Annotated in this window: 23 protein-coding genes and 1 pseudogene; 14 read left to right on the plus strand and 10 right to left on the minus strand. The window is 66.9% G+C overall.

Going from position 1 to position 24,020, the window contains the following annotated elements; translation table 11 throughout:
• Window positions 1-116 precede the first annotated feature (116 nt).
• Entirely contained in the window at window positions 117-4,091 is a 3,975-nt protein-coding gene (eccCa, locus tag ACF088_RS34580) for a type VII secretion protein EccCa (protein WP_392379826.1), read from the minus strand.
• Between the two features lie 115 nt (window positions 4,092-4,206).
• Between eccCa and eccD the strand changes: the two genes are divergently transcribed.
• The 4 genes from eccD (at window position 4,207) to ACF088_RS34600 (ending at window position 9,342) form a co-directional block, all read left to right on the plus strand.
• A complete protein-coding gene (eccD, locus tag ACF088_RS34585) occupies window positions 4,207-5,730 on the plus strand; it encodes a type VII secretion integral membrane protein EccD (RefSeq protein WP_392379827.1) in 1,524 nt (507 codons plus the stop codon).
• A gap of 83 nt (window positions 5,731-5,813) precedes the next feature.
• Entirely contained in the window at window positions 5,814-7,361 is a 1,548-nt protein-coding gene (gene eccB / locus ACF088_RS34590; protein WP_392379828.1) for a type VII secretion protein EccB, read from the plus strand.
• Between the two features lie 69 nt (window positions 7,362-7,430).
• The gene (mycP, locus tag ACF088_RS34595) at window positions 7,431-8,663 is read left to right on the plus strand and encodes a type VII secretion-associated serine protease mycosin (protein WP_392379850.1); all 1,233 of its coding nucleotides are present in this window, start codon (window positions 7,431-7,433) and stop codon (window positions 8,661-8,663) included.
• A gap of 196 nt (window positions 8,664-8,859) precedes the next feature.
• The gene (locus ACF088_RS34600) at window positions 8,860-9,342 is read left to right on the plus strand and encodes a hypothetical protein (protein ID WP_392379829.1); all 483 of its coding nucleotides are present in this window, start codon (window positions 8,860-8,862) and stop codon (window positions 9,340-9,342) included.
• Window positions 9,343-9,380: 38 nt separating this feature from the next.
• Here ACF088_RS34600 and ACF088_RS34605 read toward each other — a convergent pair whose 3' ends face one another.
• Complete coding sequence (locus ACF088_RS34605) at window positions 9,381-9,920, minus strand: hypothetical protein (RefSeq protein ID WP_392379830.1); 540 nt, start codon at window positions 9,918-9,920, stop codon at window positions 9,381-9,383.
• A 1,174-nt stretch (window positions 9,921-11,094) separates the two neighbouring features.
• On the opposite strand from ACF088_RS34605, the gene mycP (ACF088_RS34610) reads away from it, so the two are divergent.
• From mycP (ACF088_RS34610) to ACF088_RS34620, 3 genes are all read left to right on the plus strand, one after another.
• Entirely contained in the window at window positions 11,095-12,261 is a 1,167-nt protein-coding gene (mycP, locus tag ACF088_RS34610; RefSeq protein WP_392379831.1) for a type VII secretion-associated serine protease mycosin, read from the plus strand.
• Window positions 12,262-12,422: 161 nt separating this feature from the next.
• Window positions 12,423-12,785 carry a WXG100 family type VII secretion target gene (locus ACF088_RS34615; RefSeq protein ID WP_392379832.1) on the plus strand — a complete coding sequence of 121 codons (363 nt, stop codon included), beginning with the start codon at window positions 12,423-12,425 and terminating at the stop codon, window positions 12,783-12,785.
• Between the two features lie 85 nt (window positions 12,786-12,870).
• Window positions 12,871-13,167 carry a WXG100 family type VII secretion target gene (locus ACF088_RS34620; RefSeq protein ID WP_328386082.1) on the plus strand — a complete coding sequence of 99 codons (297 nt, stop codon included), beginning with the start codon at window positions 12,871-12,873 and terminating at the stop codon, window positions 13,165-13,167.
• A gap of 396 nt (window positions 13,168-13,563) precedes the next feature.
• On the opposite strand, the gene ACF088_RS34625 is transcribed toward ACF088_RS34620, so the two are convergent.
• From ACF088_RS34625 to ACF088_RS34645, 5 genes are all read right to left on the minus strand, one after another.
• Window positions 13,564-14,160 (minus strand): hypothetical protein, encoded by a 597-nt coding sequence (locus tag ACF088_RS34625; RefSeq protein ID WP_392379833.1) that lies wholly within the window; start codon window positions 14,158-14,160, stop codon window positions 13,564-13,566.
• 61 nt (window positions 14,161-14,221) lie between these two features.
• On the minus strand, window positions 14,222-14,719 hold the full coding sequence (locus ACF088_RS34630) for an alpha/beta hydrolase (protein WP_392379834.1): 498 nt from the start codon (window positions 14,717-14,719) through the stop codon (window positions 14,222-14,224).
• Window positions 14,625-15,116 carry a hypothetical protein gene (locus ACF088_RS34635; RefSeq protein WP_392379835.1) on the minus strand — a complete coding sequence of 164 codons (492 nt, stop codon included), beginning with the start codon at window positions 15,114-15,116 and terminating at the stop codon, window positions 14,625-14,627. Before ACF088_RS34635 ends, ACF088_RS34630 begins: the two co-directional genes overlap by 95 nt.
• A gap of 70 nt (window positions 15,117-15,186) precedes the next feature.
• Window positions 15,187-16,977 (minus strand): alpha/beta hydrolase, encoded by a 1,791-nt coding sequence (locus tag ACF088_RS34640; protein ID WP_392379836.1) that lies wholly within the window; start codon window positions 16,975-16,977, stop codon window positions 15,187-15,189.
• On the minus strand, window positions 16,977-17,426 hold the full coding sequence (locus ACF088_RS34645; protein WP_392379837.1) for a hypothetical protein: 450 nt from the start codon (window positions 17,424-17,426) through the stop codon (window positions 16,977-16,979). The genes ACF088_RS34640 and ACF088_RS34645 overlap by 1 nt, the downstream gene beginning before the upstream one ends.
• Window positions 17,427-17,811: 385 nt before the next feature.
• On the opposite strand from ACF088_RS34645, the gene ACF088_RS34650 reads away from it, so the two are divergent.
• The 5 genes from ACF088_RS34650 (at window position 17,812) to ACF088_RS34670 (ending at window position 21,260) form a co-directional block, all read left to right on the plus strand.
• Window positions 17,812-18,258 carry a hypothetical protein gene (locus ACF088_RS34650; RefSeq protein WP_392379838.1) on the plus strand — a complete coding sequence of 149 codons (447 nt, stop codon included), beginning with the start codon at window positions 17,812-17,814 and terminating at the stop codon, window positions 18,256-18,258.
• Window positions 18,259-18,266: 8 nt separating this feature from the next.
• A complete protein-coding gene (locus ACF088_RS34655) occupies window positions 18,267-20,057 on the plus strand; it encodes an alpha/beta hydrolase (RefSeq protein WP_392379839.1) in 1,791 nt (596 codons plus the stop codon).
• A 61-nt stretch (window positions 20,058-20,118) separates the two neighbouring features.
• Window positions 20,119-20,556, plus strand: a complete 438-nt coding sequence (locus ACF088_RS34660) for a hypothetical protein (RefSeq protein WP_392379840.1) — start codon at window positions 20,119-20,121, stop codon at window positions 20,554-20,556.
• Between the two features lie 237 nt (window positions 20,557-20,793).
• Window positions 20,794-20,931, plus strand: a complete 138-nt coding sequence (locus tag ACF088_RS34665) for a hypothetical protein (RefSeq protein ID WP_392379841.1) — start codon at window positions 20,794-20,796, stop codon at window positions 20,929-20,931.
• 17 nt (window positions 20,932-20,948) lie between these two features.
• Complete coding sequence (locus tag ACF088_RS34670; RefSeq protein WP_392379842.1) at window positions 20,949-21,260, plus strand: hypothetical protein; 312 nt, start codon at window positions 20,949-20,951, stop codon at window positions 21,258-21,260.
• 50 nt (window positions 21,261-21,310) lie between these two features.
• Here the strand turns inward: ACF088_RS34670 and ACF088_RS34675 are convergent, their stop codons facing one another.
• Window positions 21,311-21,526 carry a DUF397 domain-containing protein gene (locus ACF088_RS34675; RefSeq protein ID WP_392379843.1) on the minus strand — a complete coding sequence of 72 codons (216 nt, stop codon included), beginning with the start codon at window positions 21,524-21,526 and terminating at the stop codon, window positions 21,311-21,313.
• Complete coding sequence (locus ACF088_RS34680) at window positions 21,507-22,364, minus strand: helix-turn-helix transcriptional regulator (protein ID WP_392379844.1); 858 nt, start codon at window positions 22,362-22,364, stop codon at window positions 21,507-21,509. The genes ACF088_RS34675 and ACF088_RS34680 overlap by 20 nt, the downstream gene beginning before the upstream one ends.
• Before the next feature lie 112 nt (window positions 22,365-22,476).
• On the opposite strand from ACF088_RS34680, the gene ACF088_RS34685 reads away from it, so the two are divergent.
• Window positions 22,477-22,692, plus strand: coding sequence for a hypothetical protein (locus ACF088_RS34685; protein WP_392379845.1), 216 nt, complete (start codon window positions 22,477-22,479; stop codon window positions 22,690-22,692).
• Complete coding sequence (locus ACF088_RS34690; protein ID WP_392379846.1) at window positions 22,689-23,093, plus strand: ATP-binding protein; 405 nt, start codon at window positions 22,689-22,691, stop codon at window positions 23,091-23,093. Before ACF088_RS34685 ends, ACF088_RS34690 begins: the two co-directional genes overlap by 4 nt.
• Window positions 23,094-23,194: 101 nt before the next feature.
• Here ACF088_RS34690 and ACF088_RS34695 read toward each other — a convergent pair.
• A pseudogene (locus tag ACF088_RS34695) lies at window positions 23,195-23,932 on the minus strand (AMP-binding protein); the annotation flags it as partial.
• Window positions 23,933-24,020 lie beyond the last annotated feature (88 nt).

Here is a 24,020-nt window from a genome sequence, read left to right on the forward strand (position 1 = left end):
ACCGGTCCGGCCCGCCCGCGCGTTCTGCCTACGGATCCGCCTACCGATCGGCCTACCGTGCGTGCTGCCTACCGAGCAGCAGCTGCTGACGAGCCGGCGCTCAGCCGGTGCTCAGCCTATTGATCAGGCAGCCAGCCCAGCTGCACCAAGGGCGTGCCCCGCTTGCGGGAGACGAAGTGGGCGCGGCCCGCGGGCAGGGGGTGGGGACGGGTGGTGCCGAGGATGTCCCCTTCCTGCGGATCGCCGGAGAGGATCAGGCCCTGGGCGCCGAGTTCCTTGATGCGCTGGAGGAAGGGCTCGAAGAGGGCGCGGGAGACCCCGGCGGTGGTGCGGGCGATGAGGAAGTGGATGCCGGCGTCGCGGGCGAAGGGGAGGTGGTCGGTGAGGACGGACAGCGGGTTGCCGGCGGACGAGGTGACCAGGTCGTAGTCGTCGATGATCACGAAGAAGCGGGGGCCGGTCCACCAGCTGCGGTCGCGGAGCTGCTGGGGGGTGACCTCGGGGCCCGGCCGGCGGCGTTCCATGAGGCCGGCGAGGGCCTCCATATGGCCAGTGAGCGCCGAGTCGGTGGCGGCGTATTCGAGGAGATGGCCGGGGGAGACGGCGCTGAGCAGGGTGCGGCGGTAGTCACCGACGACGATCTTCGCCTCGTCGGACGTGTACCGCTCGGAGATCTTGTGGGCGAGGTGGCGCAGGGCCGCGGTCTTGCCGGATTCGCTCTCGCCGAAGACCAGCAGGAAGGGATCGGTCTCGAAGTCGACATGGACCGGTTCGAGGGTGGTCTCGCCGATGCCGATGGGGATGCCGCGGTCCGGATGGGCGGAGCCCTTCGGGAGGTGGCCGGCGGGGACCTTACGGGGCAGGAGGCGGACCGCGGGTGCCTGCGGGCCCTGCCAGGCTTCCGCGACCGCCCGGACGAAGGCGGCCGTGGCGTCGGCGAGTTCGGTGCCGGCGCCGGCCGAATCGGTGCGCGGGAGGGCCGCCATGAAGTGGAGCTTGGCGGGGATCTGGCCGCGGCCGGGGACGCCGGAGGGGACATTGGCGGCGGCCTTGCGGTCGAACTCGGAGTCGAAGGGGTCCGCGAGACGCAGTTCGAGGCGCCCGAGCAGCTGGTCCTTGAGGGCGGCGCGCACCTCCATGTGCCGCGAGGCGGTGAGGACGACGTGGATGCCGAAGCCGAGACCACGGGCGGCGAGGTCCGTGACGACCGGTTCGAGCAGCTCGTACTCGTCCTTGAAGGGGCCCCAGCCGTCGATGAGGAGAAAGACATCGCCCCAGGGCTGGTCGGGGAACCCGCCCTCGGCGCGCCGGCGGCGGTAGGTGGCGATGGTGTCGATGCCGTGGCCGCGGAAGAACTCTTCCCGCTGCGCCAGGATGCCCGCCACCTCCGCGACGGTACGGCGGATGCGCTCGGGGTCGAGACGGGAGGCGACGGACCCGACGTGCGGGAGATCCGCCATCGAGCTCAACGCGCCGCCGCCGAAGTCGAGTCCGTAGAACTGGACCTCACGGGCGGTGTGGGTGAGCGCGAACGCGCCGATGAGGGTGCGCAGCAGGGTGGACTTGCCGGACTGGGGGCCGCCGACGATCAGCAGATGGCCCGTGGCTCCGGAGAAGTCGTGTGTGAGGACTTCGCGGCGCTGCTCGAAGGGCTTGTCGACCAGGCCGAGGGGAACGGCCAGTTGGCCGGTGGCGCGAGCGGCCCCTGCGTGCAGGCCGCGTTCGGGCGTGGTCGCCAGGGCGGGCAGCAGCTGGTCGAGGGCGGGGGCCTTGTCCAGGGGCGGGAGCCAGACCTGGTGGGCGGCGGGGCCCTGCCCTTCCAGACGGCCGACGATCACGTCCAGGACGGTGTCGGCGAGCCCGTCGCCCGGTGCGGGCCCGGTGCCCGTGCCGAGGGCGGTGCCCGTGCCGAGGGCGGTGTCCGGCTCCGGGGTGGCTTCGGCGAGCGGGACGGGCGGGGCCTGGAAGAGGGCGGCGGTCCGCGGGACGGGGCGCGGGCCCTCGTCCGTGGCGGCGGCGCCCTGGAGAGCGGGACCGGAGACGTAGGCGGCCTTGAAGCGGGTCATCTCGTCCGTGCCGAACTTGAGATAGCCCGAGCCGGGGACGGAGGGGAGGTGATAGGCGTCGGGGACGCCGAGGGCGACCCGGGATTCGGCACCGGAGAAGGTACGCAGGCCGATGCGGTACGAGAGGTAGGTGTCCAGACCGCGCAGCCGGCCTTCCTCCAGGCGCTGGGAGGCCAGGAGCAGATGGACGCCCAGGGAGCGGCCGATGCGGCCGATCTGGATGAACATCTCGATGAAGTCGGGCTTCGCGGTCAGCAGTTCGCTGAACTCGTCGATGACGATGACGAGTGAGGAGAGCGGCTCCAGCGCCTGTCCGGCGGCGCGGGCCTTTTCGTAGTCGTGAATATTGGCGAAGTTGCCCTCCTGACGCAGGAGTTCCTGGCGGCGCTGGAGTTCACCGCGGAGGGAGTCGCCCATCCGGTCGACCAGGGAGAGGTCGTCGGCGAGGTTGGTGATGACCGCGGCGACATGCGGAAGAGCCGACATCCCGGCGAAGGTGGCGCCGCCCTTGAAGTCCGCCAGCACAAAGTTCAGGGTCTCCGAGGAATGGGTGACGGCCAGGCCCAGGACGAGGGTGCGCAGGAGTTCGGACTTTCCGGAGCCGGTGGCGCCGACGCACAGGCCGTGCGGGCCCATGCCGTTCTGGGCGGCCTCCTTGAGGTCGAGCATGACCGGCCGTCCGGCCTCGTCGATGCCGAGGGGGACACGGAGGCGTTCGGCCTGGGAGCGGGGGCGCCAGGTGCGGGCGGTGTCCACCGAGGCGGGGTCGCCGAGGTCGAGCAGATCGGTGAAGTCGAGGTTGGCGAGCAGCGGCTCGTCGTCGTCGGTGCCCTCGATCCGTAACGGGGCGAGCCGGCGGGCGAGGGTGTCGGCGCGTTCGAGGGAGAGCGTGTCGGGAGTGCCGTCGTAGACGGAGACGGCGGATTCCAGCCGGAGGCGGGCGGGATGGACCCGGACGGACAGGCCGCCGCGCGGTTCGTCGAGTTCCCCCGGGACGACCTCGACGACGGTGACGCCCTGCAGGCCCTCGGGGGCGGCGAAGGCGGAGTCCGGGGGGACCATCCCGCCGTCCAGGACGACCACGAGGTGCGGCCGGTCCAGCAGCGGCGGTGCCTCCCGGCTGAAGCGCGGGCGGTCTGCCAGCTGGTCGCCCAGGAGGGTTTCGAGTTCGGCGAGGTCGTCGCCGAAGAGGCGCTTGGTGCCGGCCCCGTCCACACCGTGGGGCAGCTGGGCGTGCGGCAGCCACTTGGTCCAGTCCCACCGGGCGAGGGCACCGGGGGACGCGACCACGGCGACCATGAGGTCCTGCGGCGAGTGCAGCGTGACGAGTTGGCCGATCAGGGCCCGTGCGGCGCCCTGGGCGGACTCCGGGTCGCCGGAGACGGTGAGGTGGTAGAAGGCCCGCATCGAGACCGCGACCGGCATGTGCTGGAGTGAGCCGTGGGCGGTGAGGAAGCGCTGCATGACACCCGCGGTGAGCGGTTCGAGTTCGTCGACGGGGGCGGTGTCGGGAGCGATGAGCGGGGTGGCGAGCTGCTGGGTCCCCAGGCCGATGCGGGCCTGGCCGAAGTCGGCGTCACCGATCCGCCGTTCCCAGACCCGGCGGCCTTCGGCGACCACCGCCCACAGCTGGTCGGGAGCGGGATGGAGGTAGTGCTGGGCGTTGCGCTGCGACGCTGCCGTACGGCGGATGTGGCGCCGGGTCTGCGCCAGATACTTCAGGTAGTCACGACGACTTTGCGCCATCTCTCCCTGGGTGCCCCGGCGGTAGCGGACGACCTGTGCGATCACCATGCCGAGCGTCGAGGCGAGCATCAGCGCACCCATGATGCGCATGAAACCCGGCATGCCCGGCATGAAGAAGAACACCACCGACGAGCCCATGCCGATCATCGGCAGGAGCTGCATCAGCACGCCCTCCTGCTGGCCACGCGGGAGTTCCGGCGGCGATTCGAGGCGTAACTCGTCCGTGGGGACCACGGGCGGAAGCGCCCGCGGCGGACGCTTGACGACAATCTGGCTCACCGCGCACCCATCCCTCGGCGGAAGGGAAATCTCCGTACCGCTCACCCCCCTGGCGACGGCGCCTTCCGCATCGGACGATCCTACTGCCGACTAATGTGGCCAATGGGGAAGGATCATGTGTCACGGTCGGCCGGGCTCGGGCCCGGGCGGCGGACAGGGGGAAGAATTGCGCACGAGCGTGGGGACCGGTTTCCGCAGGGTGACCGTGGTCGCGCCCGACAGCCGTATCGATGTGGCACTGCCCGAGAACATCGCCGTCTCCGACATCTATCCGGAAGTACTGCGGCTGACCCGTCAGACCCAGCCCGCGGACGCGCCGACCGGCTACTACCTCTTCCGGAGCGACGGCAGCGCGCTGGACAGCTCCCGCTCGCTCGCCGACCAGCGGGTCGTCGACGGCGAGATGCTGCATCTCCGGCCCTTCGCACAGTCCCTGCCGCCGGCCGTCTACGACGAGGTGTCCGACGCCGTGGCCTCCGCGGTCGCCCGGGACCGGCGCCTGTGGAACGACGGCATGCTGCGCGGCGCCGGCCTGGTGGGAGTGGGCGTGCTGCTGGCCCTCGTGGGGTTCGTGCTGTGGTACGCCGATCCCTTACGCCACGACATGCACAGCCTGCCCGGCGTGATCGCCGCCGTCGCCGGGCTGCTGGTGGCCGCGTTCGCCGGCGTCCGCGCCCGTGTCTACCGGGACCAGCCGTCGGCCGTCGCGCTGGGCCTCGGAGCGTTACCGGTCGTGTGGTGCGCGGGCTCGGGGATCGTCGGCCCCGACGCCGGCCAAGGGGCCGGGCGGCTGCAATTCCTGCTGGGCTGCATCGCCGCGCTCGTCGTGTCCGTCGCGCTGGTCGCGCTGTCGCCGAAGGGCGATGCCCCGTTCATCGGGGCCACGCTCGTGACGGCCGCCGGCACCCTCTCGTCCTTCCTCGCCCTCGTCACCGAGGCCCCGGCCGCCCGCGCCGCGGCCGTCTGCCTCCCGGTGGCCATCGGCCTGATGGCCTTTCTTCCCGCCCTCGCCACGCGTCTGGCCAGGCTCCCCATCGGCTACGCCACACCGCGCAGCCTGGCCGAGCGGGAGGCGGGCGCCGGGCCGGACGAGGCGATGCCCGCCGAGGACCTCGTGGACGTGGACGGCATCGCCGCACAGGCGCGCCGCGGCCATGAACTGCTGCTGGGGCTGCTGGGCGGCTGCTGTGCAGTGGTCATCGCGGCCGCGGCCGTCCTCGGCCTGTCGGAATCGGCATGGGGACGTCTGCTCACCCTCGCCGCCGGCCTGGCCACGCTGCTGCGCGCCCGGCTCTTCCGCTACACCGCCCAGGTTGCCTGCGTGATCATCGCGGGGTTCGGCGCGCTGGCGCTGCTCGTCCTGGGGATGGCCTTCGCTCCGCCGGCCGGCGCGCTCACCGACTTCGTCGCGGGCGACCGTGCCCGGCTCGACATCCGCACCATCTGGCTGGCGCTCGCCCTGGCGGGCGGGGTGGCGCTGCTGACCCTGGTGGCGCTGACCGTGCCGAAGCGCGGGCTCACGCCCTTCTGGGGGCGCGCGCTCGATCTCACCGACGGACTGCTCCTGCTGTCCCTGATGCCGCTGTGTCTGGCGGTCCTGGACCTGTACGGCCGGGCGCGCAGCATGACCAGCGGGTGACGCGGAACGTCGGCAAGGACGGTCGTGGCCGCACGCACACACGGCCGGCACTCGGGTAACGGTCTCAGGGGGAACTCAGCAGCATGGCATCACGGCGGGACGAGCTCAACGGCTACACCTTCGCCAAGAAACGACTCGTGGCGGCCTTCCTGCAGCCCTCCCCGGACCGTACCGACGAGGGCGCCCCGAATCCGCTGCGCGCCGTGCTTCCCGGCCTGGTCATCGCCGCGCTCGTGCTCGCGGGCTTCGGCGCCTGGGGCATGTTCCGGCCGCAGGCCCCCAAGGGCTGGAACACACCGGGCGAACACGTCCTCCTGGGCAGCCAGTCGGCCACCCTCTACGTCGTGCTCACCACGGACGGCAAACCACAGCTCCACCCCGTCCTCAACATGGCCTCCGCCCGGCTGCTGCTGAAGACCGAACAGTTCAACGTCCTCAAGGTCGATGAGCACGAACTCGACAGCGGGAAGATCCCGCACGGCCCGACCCTGGGCATCCCGTACGCCCCGGACCGCATCCCCGAGGCCCCGGAAGCACAGAAGAGCAAGCGCTGGGCGGTGTGCGAGCAGCCGGGCAGCAACGGCAAGGCCGTGCAGAAGGCCACGTTCCTCTTCGCGGCCCGCGACGAGCACAAGGTGGAGGGCCCGGGCCGGCTGCACGGCGGCCAGGTGCTCTACGTCCAGGAGACCGGCGCGTCCGGCGCCCGCTATCTGATCGACCCCCAGGGCACCAAGTACCTCGTCGACGGCGGCGGCTCCGGAAAGGAATCCGAACTGCTGCTGCGCGCGCTGGTGGGGAGCCGCCAGCCCCAACAGGTCACCAAGGACTGGCTGGCCACCTTCCACGACGGCACGCCGATCGGCTTCCCCTCCCTTCCGCAGTCCGTCGGCCAGCGGGCCGGCATCAAGGGCCTGGGCCCCCGCGAGGACCAGGTCGGCAGGGTGCTCCGCGCCACGACCGGCTCCGGAGCACAGCAGTACGTCGTGCTGCCCGGTGAGGTCCGGCCGGTGTCGGACTTCGTCGCACGGCTGCTGCTGTTCTCCCCGCAGACCGGCCGACTGCAGCAGCACAACGAGCCCACGGAGGTGAACGCACAGTCCTTCACCCCGGAGAGCGGGAACCTCTTCGCGGAGAAGAAGTGGCCGCAGCCGACCGCCGTGCAAGCCAATACCGCTGCGGCACCGGGCCGGCGGAACACGGTCTGCAGCGTGCTGCGCCACGTGTCCCCGGCCGGCGGCACCCGGCTCAGCACCTGGGCCGGAACCGACTATCCCCAGCCGGTCGTCAACGGGGGGACCAGCGCCTATGTGACGCCCGGAACCGGGCTGTTCTACCAGCAGATCCAGGCCGGAGACGGGGCATCGGGAGGGCGCTTCCTGGTGACGGACACCGGCCTGCGGTACGGCGTACAGACGAACAACGACAGCACCACCAAGCCCTCCGGCATCGGCGCGGACGCCAAGGACACCGGGCAGAGCCGGACCGCGCCGCAGCAGGAGACGTACCGGGCGCAAATGCTGCTCGGTTACAAGGGACTCAAGCCCGTGCGCGTCCCGGCGAACTGGTCGCAGTTCCTGCCGATGGGCCCTCGGCTGGACACCAACGCCGCACGGCAGCCACAGGGCTCGTAGGGAAACGGAGTCACCACGGTGCGGAGGAAGACAACCGCGGCCTGGGGCACGGGCGCGCTGCTCGTGGCGATGGCCGCCGCCCCGGCGACGGCCGCAGGACCGGGGGACACCCCTCCGGTACCGGAGGGGAACGGCGCCTGCACCTTCCCCATGAAGCAGCAGATCAAGGAGCGGCCGTGGGCCCTGCAGCGGATCGTCTTCGACCGCCTGTGGCAGGGCACCAAGGGCCGTGACGCACACGGCCAGCCGGTCCGGGTCGCGGTGATCGACACAGGCGTCGACCGCACCAACCCGCAGCTCACCGCCGCCGTCGAGGCCAAGAGCGGCCGCGACTTCCTCGGCAAGGGCGAAGGCGCGGATCCCCGGGCGCCCAAGGACGGCACCTACGATCCGGTGGGCCACGGCACCAAGGTCGCGGGCATCATCGCGGCCCGCCCGCGCCCCGGCACCGGCTTCGTCGGCCTGGCCCCCGAGGCGACCATCATCCCCCTCCGCCAGAACGACGAGAAGGGCACCGGAAACGTCGGCACGCTGGCCGCGGCCATCCAAGCGGCCGTGGCCGCGAAGGCCGACATCATCAATATCTCCCAGGACACGACCCAGCCCGTCCCGGCGGACTCCCGCCTCGCCCAGGCGGTCCGCGAGGCACGGCGGAAGAACATCGTCGTGGTGGCCTCCGCCGGCAACGACGGCGTCGACGGCCGCCTCAAGAAGACCTATCCGGCGTCGTACCCGGGCGTCCTGGCCGTCGCCTCCTCCGACCGCAACAACGAGCGTGCGGCCTTCTCCCAGAGCGGCGACTTCATCGGCGTCGCCGCTCCCGGGGTGGACATGGTCTCCACCGTCCCCAAGGGCGGCCAGTGCGTCGACAACGGCACCAGCTTCTCGGCTCCTTACGTCGCCGGCATCGCGGCCCTCCTGCGGGCCAAGCACCCCGACTGGAAGGAGTACCAGATCGTCGCCCAGATCGAGCAGACCGCCGAGCGCTCCGTCAACGGCCGCGACAGCTTCGTGGGCTGGGGCGTCGTCGACCCGGTACGCGCCCTGACCGAGGACGACCACCCCCTCGACCACGCGAGCGCGGACGACGGCCCGCCCCGGGCCGCTCCCCCGGACCCGGCCACCCCGGTGGACGGTGAGACTCCGCAGGATCGGAGGGAGCGATATGCGACATACGGATTGGGGGCCGGGGGCGTTGCGGTCGCGGTCATCGTGGGAGTGGCGGTCGTCCGACGGGACATGCGCAGCCGCGCGGCGGCTTCCGCCCCGCCGACTGTGCCCGCTGCCGGACAAAGTCAATGAGTAGCCGTACTCAGGTTTCCCCGGAATAAGACCACATGATCTCGAAACCGGCTGCCATTGCCTTCGCCTCGGGACTCACGGTGAAGGTTCCCCTCATTGGCGAATTCTGAACGGTACCGGCGAAACACCACCCTCCGTTGTCAGAGGCGGTGACTAGAGTGACTCCTGAAGTTTCTGACTTACGGGGGGAGTCACTGTGGGGTCTGACGAGCGCACAGGCGTGCAGGTGAACGGGGCGGGCGCCGGCCCGGGCGGCGGGTCGTTCGAGGTCGATCCCAAGAAGCTGAAGCAGCTGAAACAGCGCGTGGATGACCTGCTGGACCAGCTCAAGGGCTCAAATGCGGATCACCGTGCGCTCAGCCATCGCAAGATTGCTCCGTCTTCCTTCGGCCAGGGTTTCGCCGAGGCGCAGGGCATCGCGGACACCTACGAAAAAGTGCTGGCCCAACTCGAAACATTCTCCAAAGTATTCGGCGAACAGATCGAGGCGCTGAGCCTCGGAACCGAGTTCATCGGCCGGGACTACGAAGCAGTGGATGCCGACGTCCGGAACCGCCTGTCCGCGATCCAACGTCGTACCCAAGGCCTCTACAAGGCACCACAGCCCCACCACCAGCCCGCCGAAACCCCCGGTCCGGAACTGGGCGACGGCCGGTCCGCGGGCTCCGACGGCATCTGAGGCAAGGGGGAACGGACATGGCAGGGAACACCGCCGACTTAGGCATTGTGGGCTGCACCAACTTCGAGAACGCGTCCCATCAGGCCCTCTACGACATGGTGGCCGACGCCGACCACCTGCACATCATCGTGATGGGAACCGACCTGGTCGACGCCGGCAATGAGATCGCCAGAATCACCGATGACCTCCAGGCCTACGCCCAACAGACCCAGGCCCACTGGAAAGGCGAGGGCGCCCAAGCTTTCACCGACTGGACCAGAGACACCGCCACGCAAAGCCGCAAACTGGTCCACTACGCCAAGAACACCGGCGAAGCCATGGTCGATGCCGCCACCGCACTGGGCCAGGCCAAACTGATGCCCAAGCCTCCCGAGCTGCGGAATTTCGTAGAGACGGACACCGGAAAGGCCAACGGGGTCACCGCCCTCACCAAAGACCCGGACAGGGAAGCTGCCCTCGCCGAGATGAACCGGCTGGCGTCTTACTACCGAACGGCCCAGGAAAAGATCGCACGGCAGGAGGCGCCCAACTTCCGGCCGGCTTCCGGGTTTGTGCCGGAGCCGGAGGACGCGGGCCACATATTGGACCCGGTGACCGACCGGAGGCCTACACCAGCAACGGGCGTCGGCAGCACCGCCCCGGTGCCCGGCAACGACAGCGGGGGGCAACACACGGGGCCATCGCAGCCAACTGCCGATCGTGCACAGCAGGAGCGACAGGTGGGTACGACCGTCGATTCCACCGCGCCCGTCATCTCGCACCGCTCAGCGCCACATCATGAGGGCAGCACTCCGGCTCAGCCTCCCAGCGGCACAGACGGCCCCCTTCCTGGCCCTGTCCCGTCCGGTCCCGTATCGCGCCCCGGCACAGTCACGGTTCCGGACAAGCCTGGAAGGGCCGGACGCGGCTCGGGGCCAGTGGCCGACCGCCGAGCCGCAACGCCCGGCCCTTACGACCGTGCGGCAGGAGAAGGCATCAACCGTGGAGCCGCACGGCGTGGCGGCACCACCGTCGGACGGCCGCAGCTTCCGGCAGGGACCGTCATGGGTGAAGAACATGGTGTGACCACCCCCCGGCCGGTCGGCTCCGGACGGACGGGTAATGGGACCACGCAGGAAGGCCCGGTCAACTCTGGCCAGCGCCTTGCCTCTCCGCATGGAGAGCCCATGAGCAAGCCCCGTGGATCAGTCATAGGCGAGGAACGCGGTTCCCTGACGCGAGGGCCGGCCGGGGGCTATTCAGGAAGCGCGGGCAGCAGCACAGGGCAACGTGTACCGAACCTTCCGGGCCGCCGCATGGCCTACGAGCCCGGCGGCACCATGGGCACAGGACCAGGTGGAGTGGTGGCAGGCGAGGAGCACCGCTCCGGGACGTATGGCTCCGCCATTGGCAGGAGCAGCTCTGGGGGCGTGGCCCAGGGACCGGCTGCAGCACGCAGCTCGACGTCCGAGCCGGGGCGGGCAGGCGGACGAGCACCGACATCGACCGGCAGGGCGAGCGACTTCACATCGGGTGGATCTGGCCTGGCACGGGGCACCACGACCCCGTCCAGCGGCATGCTGCCCGTGTCAGGATCCCCGTCGTCCCGGCGCAGGAAAGGCGCTTCAGGTGAAAGGCCGGCCTTCCTCCAGGAAGACGGCGAGACGTGGACTGCGCAACTCCCTTCAGTTGTGCCCCCAGTGATCGAATAGCCCCGGCACCGTCGCGCAACAGAGTAGGAGGCACCGCACCGTGACTCGTGCGGGAATTCGCATGCGATCGAAGAACCAACTGTGCTTATCGCTGGTTCTCTGCCTCAGCACGCTGTTCCTCGGGTTATTCGCACCAGATGCCTCTGCGGCGGACAAGAGATCGCGCCAGTGGTATCTGGATGCGATGCAAGCCGAGCGCATGTGGCAGACGAGTACGGGAGAAGGCGTCACCGTCGCGGTGATCGACAGCGGTGTGGACAGCTCCGTACCCGAATTGCGCGGCCAGCTGATGCCAGGGAAGGATTTCTCAGCAACTCAGCGTGGCGCCAACTATGACGGGCAAGGCCACGGCACGAGTATGGCGATGCTCATCGCCGGCAGACGGAGTGGGGACGGCACCTGGGGCCTTGCACCGGAATCGAAGATTCTTCCGCTGCGAAGCCTCGGGGCCAACGGCAGTGTCGCCATGGCGAAGTCCATCCGCTATGCGGCGGATCACGGCGCGAAGGTCATCAACATCTCACTGGGCGGACCAGCCGGCGAGGCAGCCAAGGCCGATCTGCAGCCGGCGATCGACCATGCCGGCAAAAAAGGTGCCCTGATCTTCGCAGCGACCGGAAACCACGGCGCCGAAGACAACATCGCCGACTACCCCTCAAGCCTCCCCGGGGTAGTCGGTGTCGGAGCCGTGAACAGGTCGTTGAAGGCAGCAGATTTCTCGGTGTACGGGCCACAAGTGGCGCTGACAGCCCCCGGAGTCGACGTTCCCACGCGCTGCACGAAAAGGCTGCTGGACTGCACCACATGGGGCACCAGCGACGCCACCGCCATCGCCTCGGCCTCCGCCGCCCTGATCTGGTCCGCCCACCCCACCTGGACGAACAACCAGGTTCTGCGGGTCATGATGGAGACCGCCGGCAAGCCGGAGGACGGCAAGGTCCCCAGCCAATACCTCGGCTACGGCATCGTCCGCCCCCGGAAGGTGCTGCTGGACAAGGAGGGCGATCCCGGCCCCGCCGACGTCAACCCGCTGCTTGCCGCCCGCGGAACCTCCGCACCGCCCAAGACCCCGCAGTCGAAGGCAGACAACTCAGCAGCCGACGCCGCGCAGAAACCGGCCGACCACCCGGACAGCTCACTGCCCTGGCCCCTCACTGCCGGACTGGCCGCAGCAGTCGCCGCCCTGGCAGCCGGCGGACTGATCTACGTCCGGCGACAGCGGACGTAACGGGGGCGAACACACCAGAACGACCTGGACTCTGGCTGCTCACGCCACGAGCAACCAGCGCAGAAACCCGCATCTCACGAGATACGGCCAACAATCCGAGCTGAACACCAAGACCTACTCACTCAGCTCTTCTGTAACCCACTCATGGGGGAAGGTGGATCATGGCAGGGAATACCGCACTTACCTATGCGGAGATCGAAAAGCTCAAGAACGAGATCCAGAGCGGCAGTCAGGCGATGTCGTCCCAGCTGCGGACGCTGATCAACGCCATCTCCGCAGTCGAGTCGGCGTGGACCGGCCAGGGCGCCAGCGCCTTCAAGCAGGCCCAGAACGCCCTCAACGAGGACCACGCCGCCCTGCGCCGCATGCTCGACAGCATCAACGACACCATCGCCCAGACCGGCACCACCAGCCGGTCCAACGACTCCGAGGTGCTCTCCAGCTTCCGCGGCATCGACGTCAACGGCGGCGCGTCCGGCGGCCAGCTCGACACCGGCTCCACCAGCGGCATCAGCAACTACTGAGCACCTGCGCCTGCACACCTGCACCTGACAGCAGGCTTCCGGGTAAAGCGACATCCACCAATCAGCCACCAGCAGTGGGGGAGAAATGGCCGGCGACGAGAACCTTCGGGTGACATACGGCGCGGTAGAGCAGACCGCCGCCGACATCGAGCGTTCCGCCAAGGAACTTCAGGCCGAGCTCGACAGGATCTGGGGCGCGGTCAAGCGCGTCTCCAACTCCTGGGAAGGCGAGGCCCACCAGGCCTTCCAGGCCGCGGAACGGCAGTGGAACAGCCGCGCGAGCCACATCCAGAGCACCCTGCACGAGGTCGCAACCAAGATCCGCTCCGGCAGCGCGGACTACCGGGCGACGGACCGCCGGGCTGCTGGGTTCTTCCAGTAGCGATCAGCAGCCCAGGTGACTTGGGGTGGGCGTGCAGCGAATGTACGCCCACCCCAACTGCCATTTGAGAACAAACCCGGAAGCATGGGAGCAGATGGATTTAGCCGCGCGCGGCTCCAATGACGCGCTCGGGCACCGTTGAGGTGCCGCCGCCGTACGCCCGCCTCGGCACTGGTGGCACTTGCCCAATACACCCGCGCCGCGAATGTCGAAGCGACGAGACGTGATATGAGTGCGCTGCCGGCAGATGTACATCGACCGGGTGAGGAGCACCCGCGCCAACGACATGGCCCCTGCAGGCTGAAACGGCTTCCTGTCTGACCTCCCACACTTCCATGGTCCACTCGGCGGTTGGCCCGCTTACGACGAGTGGGCTGCGGATCACCGGGCGGGCGATCAGTACTCATCCACAGCCTTGCCCTTGGACACCTGGAAGCATGCCGAAGTCAAGTCCACGGAGATCAGCGCTTTGAGAGAACCGGGGTCGGCTCTCTTGGTTCGGTCGAGGAGCCGGATGCGGATTGAGAACTTCTTTTTCGTGGAGTCAGCCACGAGCTCAATACTCTTGCTGGGACTTACGTCAGGGCCGTAACTGGCAATCCTCCAGCCTTTCCCCGGGAGGTTGTTCCTGAGGCGTTCCATAGCCTTCTTCATTCCCTCGACCGGGACGCCCGTAAGAGACCAGGGATGGTGGATCGCATAGGACTTATCCGAATCCTTGTCTGCACAGGATAAGACTCCCGGACCGGGTTTACTCACTTGGCCTTTCAGATCGATCACATCGAGGACGACGCTTGAGATCTCTCGAGCCTCTCCCCTCACTTCAGAGATATTGCGAGCATCCGGCACGGAGTCAGGTTCGCTTCCGGAGTCTTTCACGCTTGAACATCCCGTCAAGATGATCCAGGCCTCCACGGACAGCACGGCGAAAAAACACTTGGCGCGCTTCGGTCGAATCGGGAGAATATTAACGGGCATGCTTGACCTCTTCATACTGGCCAAGTATAACGACTGTCTGATTCTGAAGGCTCTCCGTAGGATGCTTTCCGAACTATCAATAGTCGCCACGCCCCGTAGCATCAGCGATCATCTGGTTGCCCCCGAAGAGATCCCCGTTAGACATAATGAGAGCGCCACCTCCAATTTCCCATTGACTTCCACCATGACCCCATTTACCCACATCTGGAACAGGGTCACCGTCTGCCTCTTCATTCCACACATGTCCCTGGGGAACGTCCAGGTCCAGCGTTTCGCCCACTCGAACACCGGGACTCCCACCGAAAACTACGTCATCGGCATTCAATTCCCCTTTACGGGCCGCGGATAAGATAAGGGTGGAGCCATAGGAGTGACCAATCACAGTGAGGTGTCCGCCGGTCCCTGATTCGCGTGACGCCTTGAGGCCATCAATGAATCCATTGAATGCGGGCGTGCCATCATCATGCTTGGCGGCCAGGTCACCGCTCCGTGACGGTTTTCCCGGCGGGGACCTCATAGCAGGTGGACGCCAGGCTGACAGCGATCCGGGATTCTCGACTCTTCTTCCGCTCATCGAGGAGATGGATCGCCACAGAAAACTTCTTCTCCGTTGAATCTGCCATGAGCTCCAGAGTCTTGGCAGGACTGGAATCCGGGCCATACTTGACAATCTTCCAGCCCTTTTCAGGCATCTCCTTCTTGAGCCGTTCCATTGCCTGTTCCAAGTCCGCGAAAGGGACGCCATGAACTGCCCAGGCATGACGGACCATGTAGTAACGCTCAGGATCCTCCCCTTCGCACAAAGCAGCATGAGGGCCCGGCTCGGTGCTCTTGGCGTTCTTCAGTCCCATCATGGCGTAAATCTCGCTGGAGAGGCTCCTTCCGTCTTCTTCAGCGAGGGGGACATCTCGCACAGAGGCCTCATCCCGATCGTCGTGCATGCCAGAACATCCCGTCATCGTGATGGTCAAGAGCGCGGTGGCTACCGCAAAAAGTCGCGGAAGGGAGCGAAGACGGTTACGCGACCCCACTGTGCGCAGGCTAGTCATATTTGACCCTGTCATAGTTTCCAGTGGCAACAGCCGCCTGATTCCACAGGCTGGCCGAGCCGCGCCTCCAATATCCGCTGTGGTCCGGTGAATCAGTGGACATGCGATGAGCTCCGAACGCCTCGTCCGACGGCACGACTTCCTGGGGGCCGTAGGAGTAGGGGAGGCCATGCCAGTACTGCGCTCCCCACTTCCAGCCGCCCAGGCCGGCGATCTTCCCTCCCAGGGGAACCTGGTCCTTGTCGGATGATGCGGCCTCCGACCAGACATGTTCCTTGCCGATTCCGAGGTCTTCTGCTTCGGGAACCAGCATTCCGGGACTGCCGGCGACCAGGATGTCGTCCGTGGCCATTGGGCCTCCGAGTGAGGCATCACCGATGACAGTTGAACCATAGCTGTGACCGATCAGCGTGGTGTGACTGGCATCGGGCCCCCCTTGTGCCGTGTGCAACCCCTCCATGAAGCGATTCAGATGAGGGGCCGCATCATTTGCCCAGTCCACTGATGACGCTTCGGGTACCGCGTCGCCTTTGTCACCGGGAAAGGCGCTACGAGGGGAGTCATAGCCGATCCAGGTTATCGTGGACAACTCGTCCCCACCCGCAAACTGCTGGCTGTCGTACCAAAGATCAGTCATCCGACCGATATCGCCTTGTGCGCCTGCCAGCCTTGCCCCGGTACCCGGTACGTATACCGCAGTGTGCTTGGCGGTGTCAGGGTTTCCCGTAGCGATGATCGCTCGCCCTTTTCCTTCCGCATCGAAACCGAGGAGATAGGCAGGCGGAAGACCCTCGAATCCGGTCTGCTCGAAGCGTTTCTGGATAGCCGCCATACCGTGGAGCTGGGCCTGCAAGAAATCATGCTTCTTGTGCCACTCCTCCCATTTCTTACTGACGTACGGCCCGGAGTGTCCATCCCCGGGGTCATACTCCGGTGGCTCGGGACCAAGGCGGTCCAGTTCCAGCCGCATGCGCGCCTGGCTCTCGTCCAGGACGGTTCGGTTCGCGTCATCTCGGACGGTGGCAGGCAGACCGTCCAAAGCTCCGATCTCGGCCGGAAAGAGAGAGGAATACTCTTCCTGTTCTTCTGGTGAAAGCCCCTGCCACCACTTGATATTCTCCGTGGGAGACTTTCCCTTGGGGATGTCGTCGCGCTGCAGATACTTGCCAGAGGACTTTCGGAGAGTGCTCATGTCGCGCTGCGCATCGGCCCAGTCCGAGTCGGTGACTTCGAGGTCGTTATCCGCCTTGAGCCGGTCGAGAGTCCGCGAGTAGTGGGCATCGGCTTCGGTGGCGTCTGCGATGGCGGCCCCGATTCGGTCGGCGTATTCCTGAGCCTTAGCCTGTTGCGGATCGAAGGCGAGAACCCCCTTCGGGCCACCCGCCCGAGTGGTCTGCTCGGGATTGAAAGGCATCTTCACTCGCTGAGACACCCAATGGACCGTGCCGTCCGGCTTGACCGTGAACTTTTCCGCCTCCGCATCGGCTACTGCGTCGTTCAACTTCCGTTGTGCCGCACGTAATTCCGAAGCAAGCCCATTCAATGCGGTACGGATCAGGCCGGTCTCGACCTGGGTGTAGTGGAAGTTTCGGCTCAGCCGTCGCAGCCGATCCAGCGCAGCGGTAGGGGCCTTACCTGTCAGATCGCGCTGCAGCCGACCGACGATCTCGTTGTCCACCCGGCGCTTGGCATCGCCGGCGGCACTGCTGACCTTGTGCCACCCGTCCGCAGCCTCCTCTAACTCCGAAGGCTTGATCTTCCGCAGCTCGGAAATGCTCACCATCAGAATTCCCCCCGGCCGTGCGTGCCGGCGCCCGGCCTCTTCACCGGCACGGTCATCTGTTCATGGAAGGCTTCGCCGATCGCTGCATCGGTCTTGTAGAAGGCGTCGCCGGTCTTCTGCAGCTTGTCCTTCAACTCGTTGCATTCACGGCTCACCAGATCAAGCCGCCGCTGCCATGACTGATAGGCGCTGAGATGCGAAGCAATACTCCGCAGGCCTTCCGCTTCGCTCCCGCCGACGTCGTGCCTGCTCTCCAGCGCGCTCAGAGCACTCTTCAGGTTTTCCCGGAGGGACCCGACGGCCTGCGCACCCCTGCTCCACGCCTGGCGGGACGAACGAAGATCCCCTGTACCGCCGTCTAGGCTCCAGCCTTCTCCACCTGCGCTGGCCAGGCTCATACGGGCCGAACTCTCCCGCTTGATTTCAGCCCACTCCGCCTCGAACGTCACTCCGCCCCCTGACAAGCCATGTACGCGTCGGCCTCACACGGGCTGTGAAGTTAGCAGGGGAGGTGGGGACAGTGCGTGAGTACCTGTACTCACATTCCCCCACCGCTGGTAAGGGGCAGCGCGTCGGCAACATCACCACTTTCGGCCTTCCGCGTTGTCGACATGGGACCGCTTCCTGGCGCCAGGAACCCCAGCCACCAGAGCAGATGACGCGATCCGCCACGTCGCGGCAGGCGAACGGAGAGCCGTGACAACGCTGCTCGTCGTGGGAGTGACGGCCATCCGGCGCGACCTTATGGCGCATAAGTATCCGTACGCAGGTCCCGCGTGGTCCATCGCCGTAGGATTTCCAGCCGTATCGCCAGCGATGATGACGGGGGACGCTGTGTCTTGGGACGAAGAATGGGCCGCGCTCAAGCGGGAGGCCGGCGAAGGGCGCGGATTACAGCTCGCGAGCGCCGGCGAAGGCGGTTCGGATGGCGGCTCCGGCGACTTGAAGTCCAAGCGATCCGTGTGGAACAGGGCGGGGCGCGAGGTCCAGTCGTTACGGGGAGACATCAAAAAGGCCCTGGCGAAGCTGGAACAGGAGCAGCAGGATCTGAGCACCGGCGGCAGCGGAGTGCAGAGCGCTGCGGCACAGCAGGATGTCTTCCGCTCCTGGAAGCGGTACTTGGAGGCCCTGAGCGGTCGGTGCGGCGCAGTCCAGGCTCGGATGGAGAAGGCGGGCGGGGAGCTGTACGGGAACGACGCAGCCGTCAAGGGCTCGTTCAGCAAGCTCTCCCAGCAGTACGAGGACACGCCCGCTGTCGGTGGCCGGCAGCAGGGGAAGTGACCTGAGCCATGGACTACTCGACGCTCAAGAACCTCAAGACAGCCGAGTTCGAGGACGCCGCGGACGGATATCGCGCCGCCAGCCATATGGCGAGCTCCGCCAAGGACGCCCTTGAGCAGCGCATCAACGTCAAGTTACGGGAGTCGCTCTCCGGCGAGGCAGCGGAGGCCGCTCTCACCGAACTCCGCACGCTGGCAAAGGACTTCCATTACACCCAGGTGGAGTGCGGCGTCGTCAGTACCGCGCTCAACGCCCTTGCCGCCGACCTGCAGACCGCCAAGAAGAAGCTCGATGCTGCAGTGGCGGATGCGGAGGGCGAGAAATTCACCGTGGAGAAGGACGGGTCGGTCACCTACCCGGCAGCGGGTGACGAGTACCGGGGCAAGACCCCGCCGGGTGGCACGGCGAACGGCGTCACGGACGAGACAGCCAAGGCGCTCAACCGGCAGGCGGCCAACTTCGACCCCAATCCCCACTTCGCGCGGGCACAGGCCTACGCCGACCGCATCACCGCAGCCCTCGAAGAAGCCACGACGGCCGACGAGAAGTGGGCTCCCAAACTGCGCAGCCTCAAGGCTGACGACGATCTGACGGTATCCGCCGCGGACTGGGTCGACGCCAAGAAGGACACGGGTGGTGTCAGCGACGCCGCCGAGCACTATCTGGACAGCATCAAGGAACCGCCCAAGCACGGCGCCCCGCAGGACAACGCGGAGTGGTGGAAGCACCTGTCCGCGGATGAACGGGATGCCTATATTTCCCTGCATCCCGCGAGCATCGGGGCGATGAACGGCCTGCCCGCCGATGCACGCGACGAGGCCAACCGTACGGTTCTCGCGGAGACGCGTGGCCAGTACGAGGTGAGGCTGGCTGCGCTCACCAAAGCGGAGCCACCCGAGTTCGAGAGCGTCGGGGCCCGCGGCGACATGAAATACAGCCAGAAATGGCTGGACTGGCACCACGAGAAGGAGCGCCTGGAGGGGAAGCTGAAGGGAATGCGGGCCATTCAGGACCGCTTCGACCGGACTGGACAAGACGGCCTGCCCGAGGCATATCTTCTGGGGTTCGATCCGGACGGCGAGGGCGACGGAAGGATCATTCTTGCCAACGGAAACCCCGACACGGCCGATCACACCGCAATCTACGTGCCCGGCACCAATACGAAGATCGAAACGATCGGTGAGAACGCGGACCATTCGGACCTCGGACGGACTGAAAGGCTCTGGAAACAGAGCCATCAAATCACTCCCGGCGAGGAAATATCGACCATTACCTGGCTTGATTACGATGCCCCTAACAATCTCGCCCAAGCTACGGTCGACGAGTACGCACACAGGGGCGCCTTAGGGCTGCATCAGTTCCTCGAAGGTAATAGAACGGCTCATCAGTATTCGACCGGCGACGCTGGTCACACCACCGCGATCGGGCACAGTTACGGCAGTACGCTGATCGGCGACGCCGCCAAGACTGCCATGCAAAACCAGACCACCATACCCGCAGGTGATGTCCTCGTCGCGGGAAGTCCCGGAATGCAGGCCGCCCGCGCCACAGACCTAGGCATCGACCCCAAACACATGTGGGCGATGGGGGGTGGGCTTGACGACATCGCAGTCCGGTACGGGGGTTCCGCTGTGGGTCTCGGAGGGAATGGCATCATTCCCACGGATCGGAAATTCGGCGGGAACATCTTGGAAAGCGACGCCGGAGATCACAGTGCGTTCTGGGATAAAGACTCGATTAGCTTGCAAAATCAGGCAGCCGTTGTCACTGGGAGGTACGAGAGGACAACCCATGAATAGGAAAATTTCACTAGCAGTGTGCGTCATTGCGACGTGCGGACTCATGGCAGGATGTTCGCAAATGAATGAAGAAAACCTTAAGTTGCGCAACCTCGCCGACGTCAAAGAAGAGACCAGAAATTCGTCCGACAAGATCTTAAAGCTCATCGATTTGCGGGGGAAAGTAACCGAGCCTGGCCCCTCGATCGCACCGTGTTCAGAGTATTCCGGAGACGTGTACAGGGCCAGCCACCCCTGGAGTCTGTACGACGTTCCGGTGGCAGAGATGAAAAAAGCCATGGACCGACTGAGGGGAAATCTCCCCAAAAATGGTTGGAAAATCGTGAAGGACGGACCGGATAAAAGCCCGGCAAAGACTCCGGAGATCATCGCGAATTCCAAGGGGAACGAGTTCTCCGTCAAGGTGCGGTTGTTGGCGGAGCCAGCAGGCAGTAAGCACACGTCCCTGATTGCGGTAACGGTCGAATCCGCTTGCTTCAGGACCAATAAGCCTGATTAGCCTCTGGACGCTGCCGTCGAGGCAGCGGGGCAGGAAGCGCAGCGGGCGCCGGCCTGAGCGTCGGCTGCCTGGCGCGGCCTCTCCCCCGGACGGCCTCGCGTCGACAATGACCCATGACGCTACCGATCTGCGATCTTGCGTCGACGTGAGATCGGCTGCTGCCGGGGCGGCGACCATGGGCGAAGTGATCACGGAAAGTGCTCACATGACAACATGGAGCGGCCTATCTTGGGCAAGATGAGCGAGCACATGCCCCCGCAGAAGCCCTGCCCCGACTGTGGCGGCCAAGGCACCGTGGAGTGGGAGACGCCGATGGGCGATGCGGTCACCACGCAGTGTTCCGGGTGCGGTGGCACCGGAACCGTCCTGGCGTAGAGGAGGCAGAGGCAGGCATGGCGGCCTTCAGCAGGAACGGCAAGCCGGTCGGCCTGGACGCGCAGTACGTCGGCCGGCTTCCGTGCGCGACCTGCGGGATACGGTCGATGAAACTTCCCGGCGAGCAGGGCGGGTTGTGTATCCCCTGCTATGCGGATGAGTGCGCGACCGCGGGGCGGCGGGCGGCGATGGCCGGCGCGTGGGTGGCGGCCAGCTTTGTGGGCGACCCTTGCCTCGCGTGCGGCTCGCGATCCGTGGACGCCAACGGCTGGGCCTTCTGGTGCAACTCGTGTGAGATGCAGACGGCTGTGGCCCTGCCCCCGCAGTGAGAGCCGAGCGCCCGTGCGGGTGAGGCAGGGTGATGTTGCCGGGCGCGCCCTCAGACGCCGAGCGAGTCGGCTTTGACGGCCGTGACGAAACGGCTCCAGGCGCCGGCGCGAACGATGAGGGCCGGGCCTTCGGGCACCTTGGAGTCCCGTACGGGGACGAGGCCGGGGAAGTCGTCGGCGACCTCCAGACATTCGCCGCCGTCACCATTGCTGTAGCTGCTCTTCCGCCAACATGCGGCACTCAAGTCAAGGGTTTTGCTGGCCATTTCGATAATCCTCAGCCGCTTCTTCGATGATGGCGAGGGACGCCTCCGGTGGCAGTGCGGCGGCCCTGAGCCGATCGTATGCCTTCCGGTACTGGTGCACGAGGGCCGGATCGTCGAAGGTCTGGCCGTGGTAGGGCCCCTCCGTGTACATCAGCGGCGGCTCGTCATCGAACTCCATGAACATGAGCGACAGTTCCATGAAAGGGCGAGTCGGGGCATTACACGGCAGAATCTGTGGAAAGACCCGCCGACGCCGTACCAAGCCGGCGATCTGGTCGAGCTGTTCGGCCATCTCCGAAGGCGCCAGAAGCGGGTCCGCGCCTCGCACCAGAGACTCATGGAGGATGACCCAGTACTCCAGCTTCTTCGGAGCGTCGAAGAGCTTGGCCCGCTGCAACCGGGCCCGGACCTTCACCTCGACCTCCTCCGGCAGGTCGAGGGGGTGCGTGGAGTGGATGACCGCCCGCGCGTACGCCCCGGTCTGCAGCAGACCGGGGATGAGCGCATTGCTCCACCGTTCGATGACCCGAGCCCGCGTCTCCGCCTCCGCAATCGGAGCGAAGTACTCGGCGTGCGCACCACGCCTCGCCTTCCGTACGTCCTCACATCGCCGCTCGAAGAACCCATCGGTCCCCAAGACCCGGTCCACGTGCCGAGCCAGTTCCAGCGGCATCCGCCGCGTAGCGCGCTCGATCTCGCTCAGGTAGCTCGGCCCGAAGAAGCTGCCGTGGGCGGTCTCCTGGAGAGTGCGGCCCGCCGCCTCCCGCTTCCAGCGCAGCTCGGCGCCGTAAAAGGCGGGGACGCTCGCCGATCCGTCAACGTCTTTGCGTGCAGGCATGGTTCACCGTTCCACGGTTCGCGCAGTGGGGTCAGAACCCCTTCCACGCTACGCATGGTGACGTCACGCTGTGAGTACTTCGTCACCATGCGCACAGGAAGGCGTACGCCCCATGCCCAGCCCCCTCCACCACCACGACGACGTGCAGGACTGCACCGAGCTGCTGCGGAGCGCGCTCAAGGAGAACGGGATCACGCTGCCGTCCCTCGGGGTCGACCTGCCGGGGTTCGCCGGCAGTTACGCGGTCCCGCTCGTCGCGCTCGGTAACTGCAATACGGCCACCGCCCGCAAGCTGGCCGAGGCGCTTCGTAAGGCGGCCGCGCGGTGAGCACGTCTTCCGGGCCGTTTTCCGGGCCGTTTTCCGGGCCGCTCACGCTGGAGCTGCTCGCCTTGCCCAAGGAAGTGCCCGTACTCCGGCGCACGGTGCGCGAGCACCTGGGCGGGCCGTGCGCCGAGGTCCAGCTCTGTGTCAGCGAAATAGTGGGAAACGTGATCCGGCATGTCGGGGAGGACACCCCGGTCGTCGTCCGCATCAGCGGCATGGCCGGCGGCCGTACCCGGGTGGAGGTCACCGATCCCGACGCGCGGGCGCTGCCCGTGCTGCTGCGGGCGGGCGGCGACGACGAGCGCGGGCGGGGCCTGGCGCTGATGGATGCCGTCTCGCTGCGGTGGGGTGTGCGGCAAGAGGACGGCCGGAAGACCGTCTGGTGCGAGGTCGGCCGACCGTAGGACGCCGCGACAATGCACGTCAGACCCCGTGCCACCTCCCCCACAGAGGTGACACGGGGTTCCAGTCTGACGCGCCGAGGGCTCGGGCTCCAGAGCGGGGGTCATCTGCTTTCGTAAAGGCCGGCTATGTCTTTGGCGAAGTCGCGGGTGACAGCGGCGCGGCGGAGCTTCAGGGACGGGGTGAGATGCCCGGTTTCCTCGGTGAAATCCACCGGGAGGACGGCGAACCGGCGGATGGATTCGGCGCGGGAGACCAGTTCGTTGGCGTCGTCGACGGCGCGCTGGAGGTCGGCGAGCAGGGTCTCGTCGTGGACCAGGCGCTCCAGCGGCAGATTCTGCTTCTTGTGCATCTGGCACCAGTGGGCGAGGCCGTCCGGTTCCAGAGTGATCAGGGCGGTGATGTAGGGACGGTTGTCGCCGACGACCAGGCACTTGCCGACGAGGGGGTGCGAGCGGAGGCGGTCCTCCAGGGGAGCGGGGGCAACGTTCTTGCCGCCCGTCGTCACCAGGATCTCCTTCTTGCGGCCGGTGATAGTGAGGTAGCCGTCGGCGTCGAGGGCACCGAGGTCGCCGGTGGCGAGCCAGCCCTGGTCGGTGACGGGACGGGCCGCGCCGAGGGCGGCGTCCCAGTAGCCGGAGAAGACATGCCCGCCGCGGACCAGGATCTCGCCGTCGTCGGCGATGCGTACCGCGCTGCCGGGCAGTGGCCAGCCGACCGTGCCGATGCGGGGACGCAGGGGTGGGGTGAGGGTCGTCGCGGCCGTCGTCTCCGTCAGCCCGTAGCCCTCGAAGATCTCGATGCCGGCGCCGGTGTAGAAGGCGGCGAGGCGGTGGCCTAGGCAGTTTCGTTTGGATCATCGGGCTGACCAGAGGAAGATGCCTGCGATGTGGAGGCCGGCCAGGTAGATGGTTGCGGTCTTCTCGTAG

The sequence above is a fragment of the Streptomyces sp. NPDC015125 genome (assembly GCF_043080045.1).
In the GTDB taxonomy this organism is placed as follows: Bacteria; Actinomycetota; Actinomycetes; order Streptomycetales; family Streptomycetaceae; genus Streptomyces.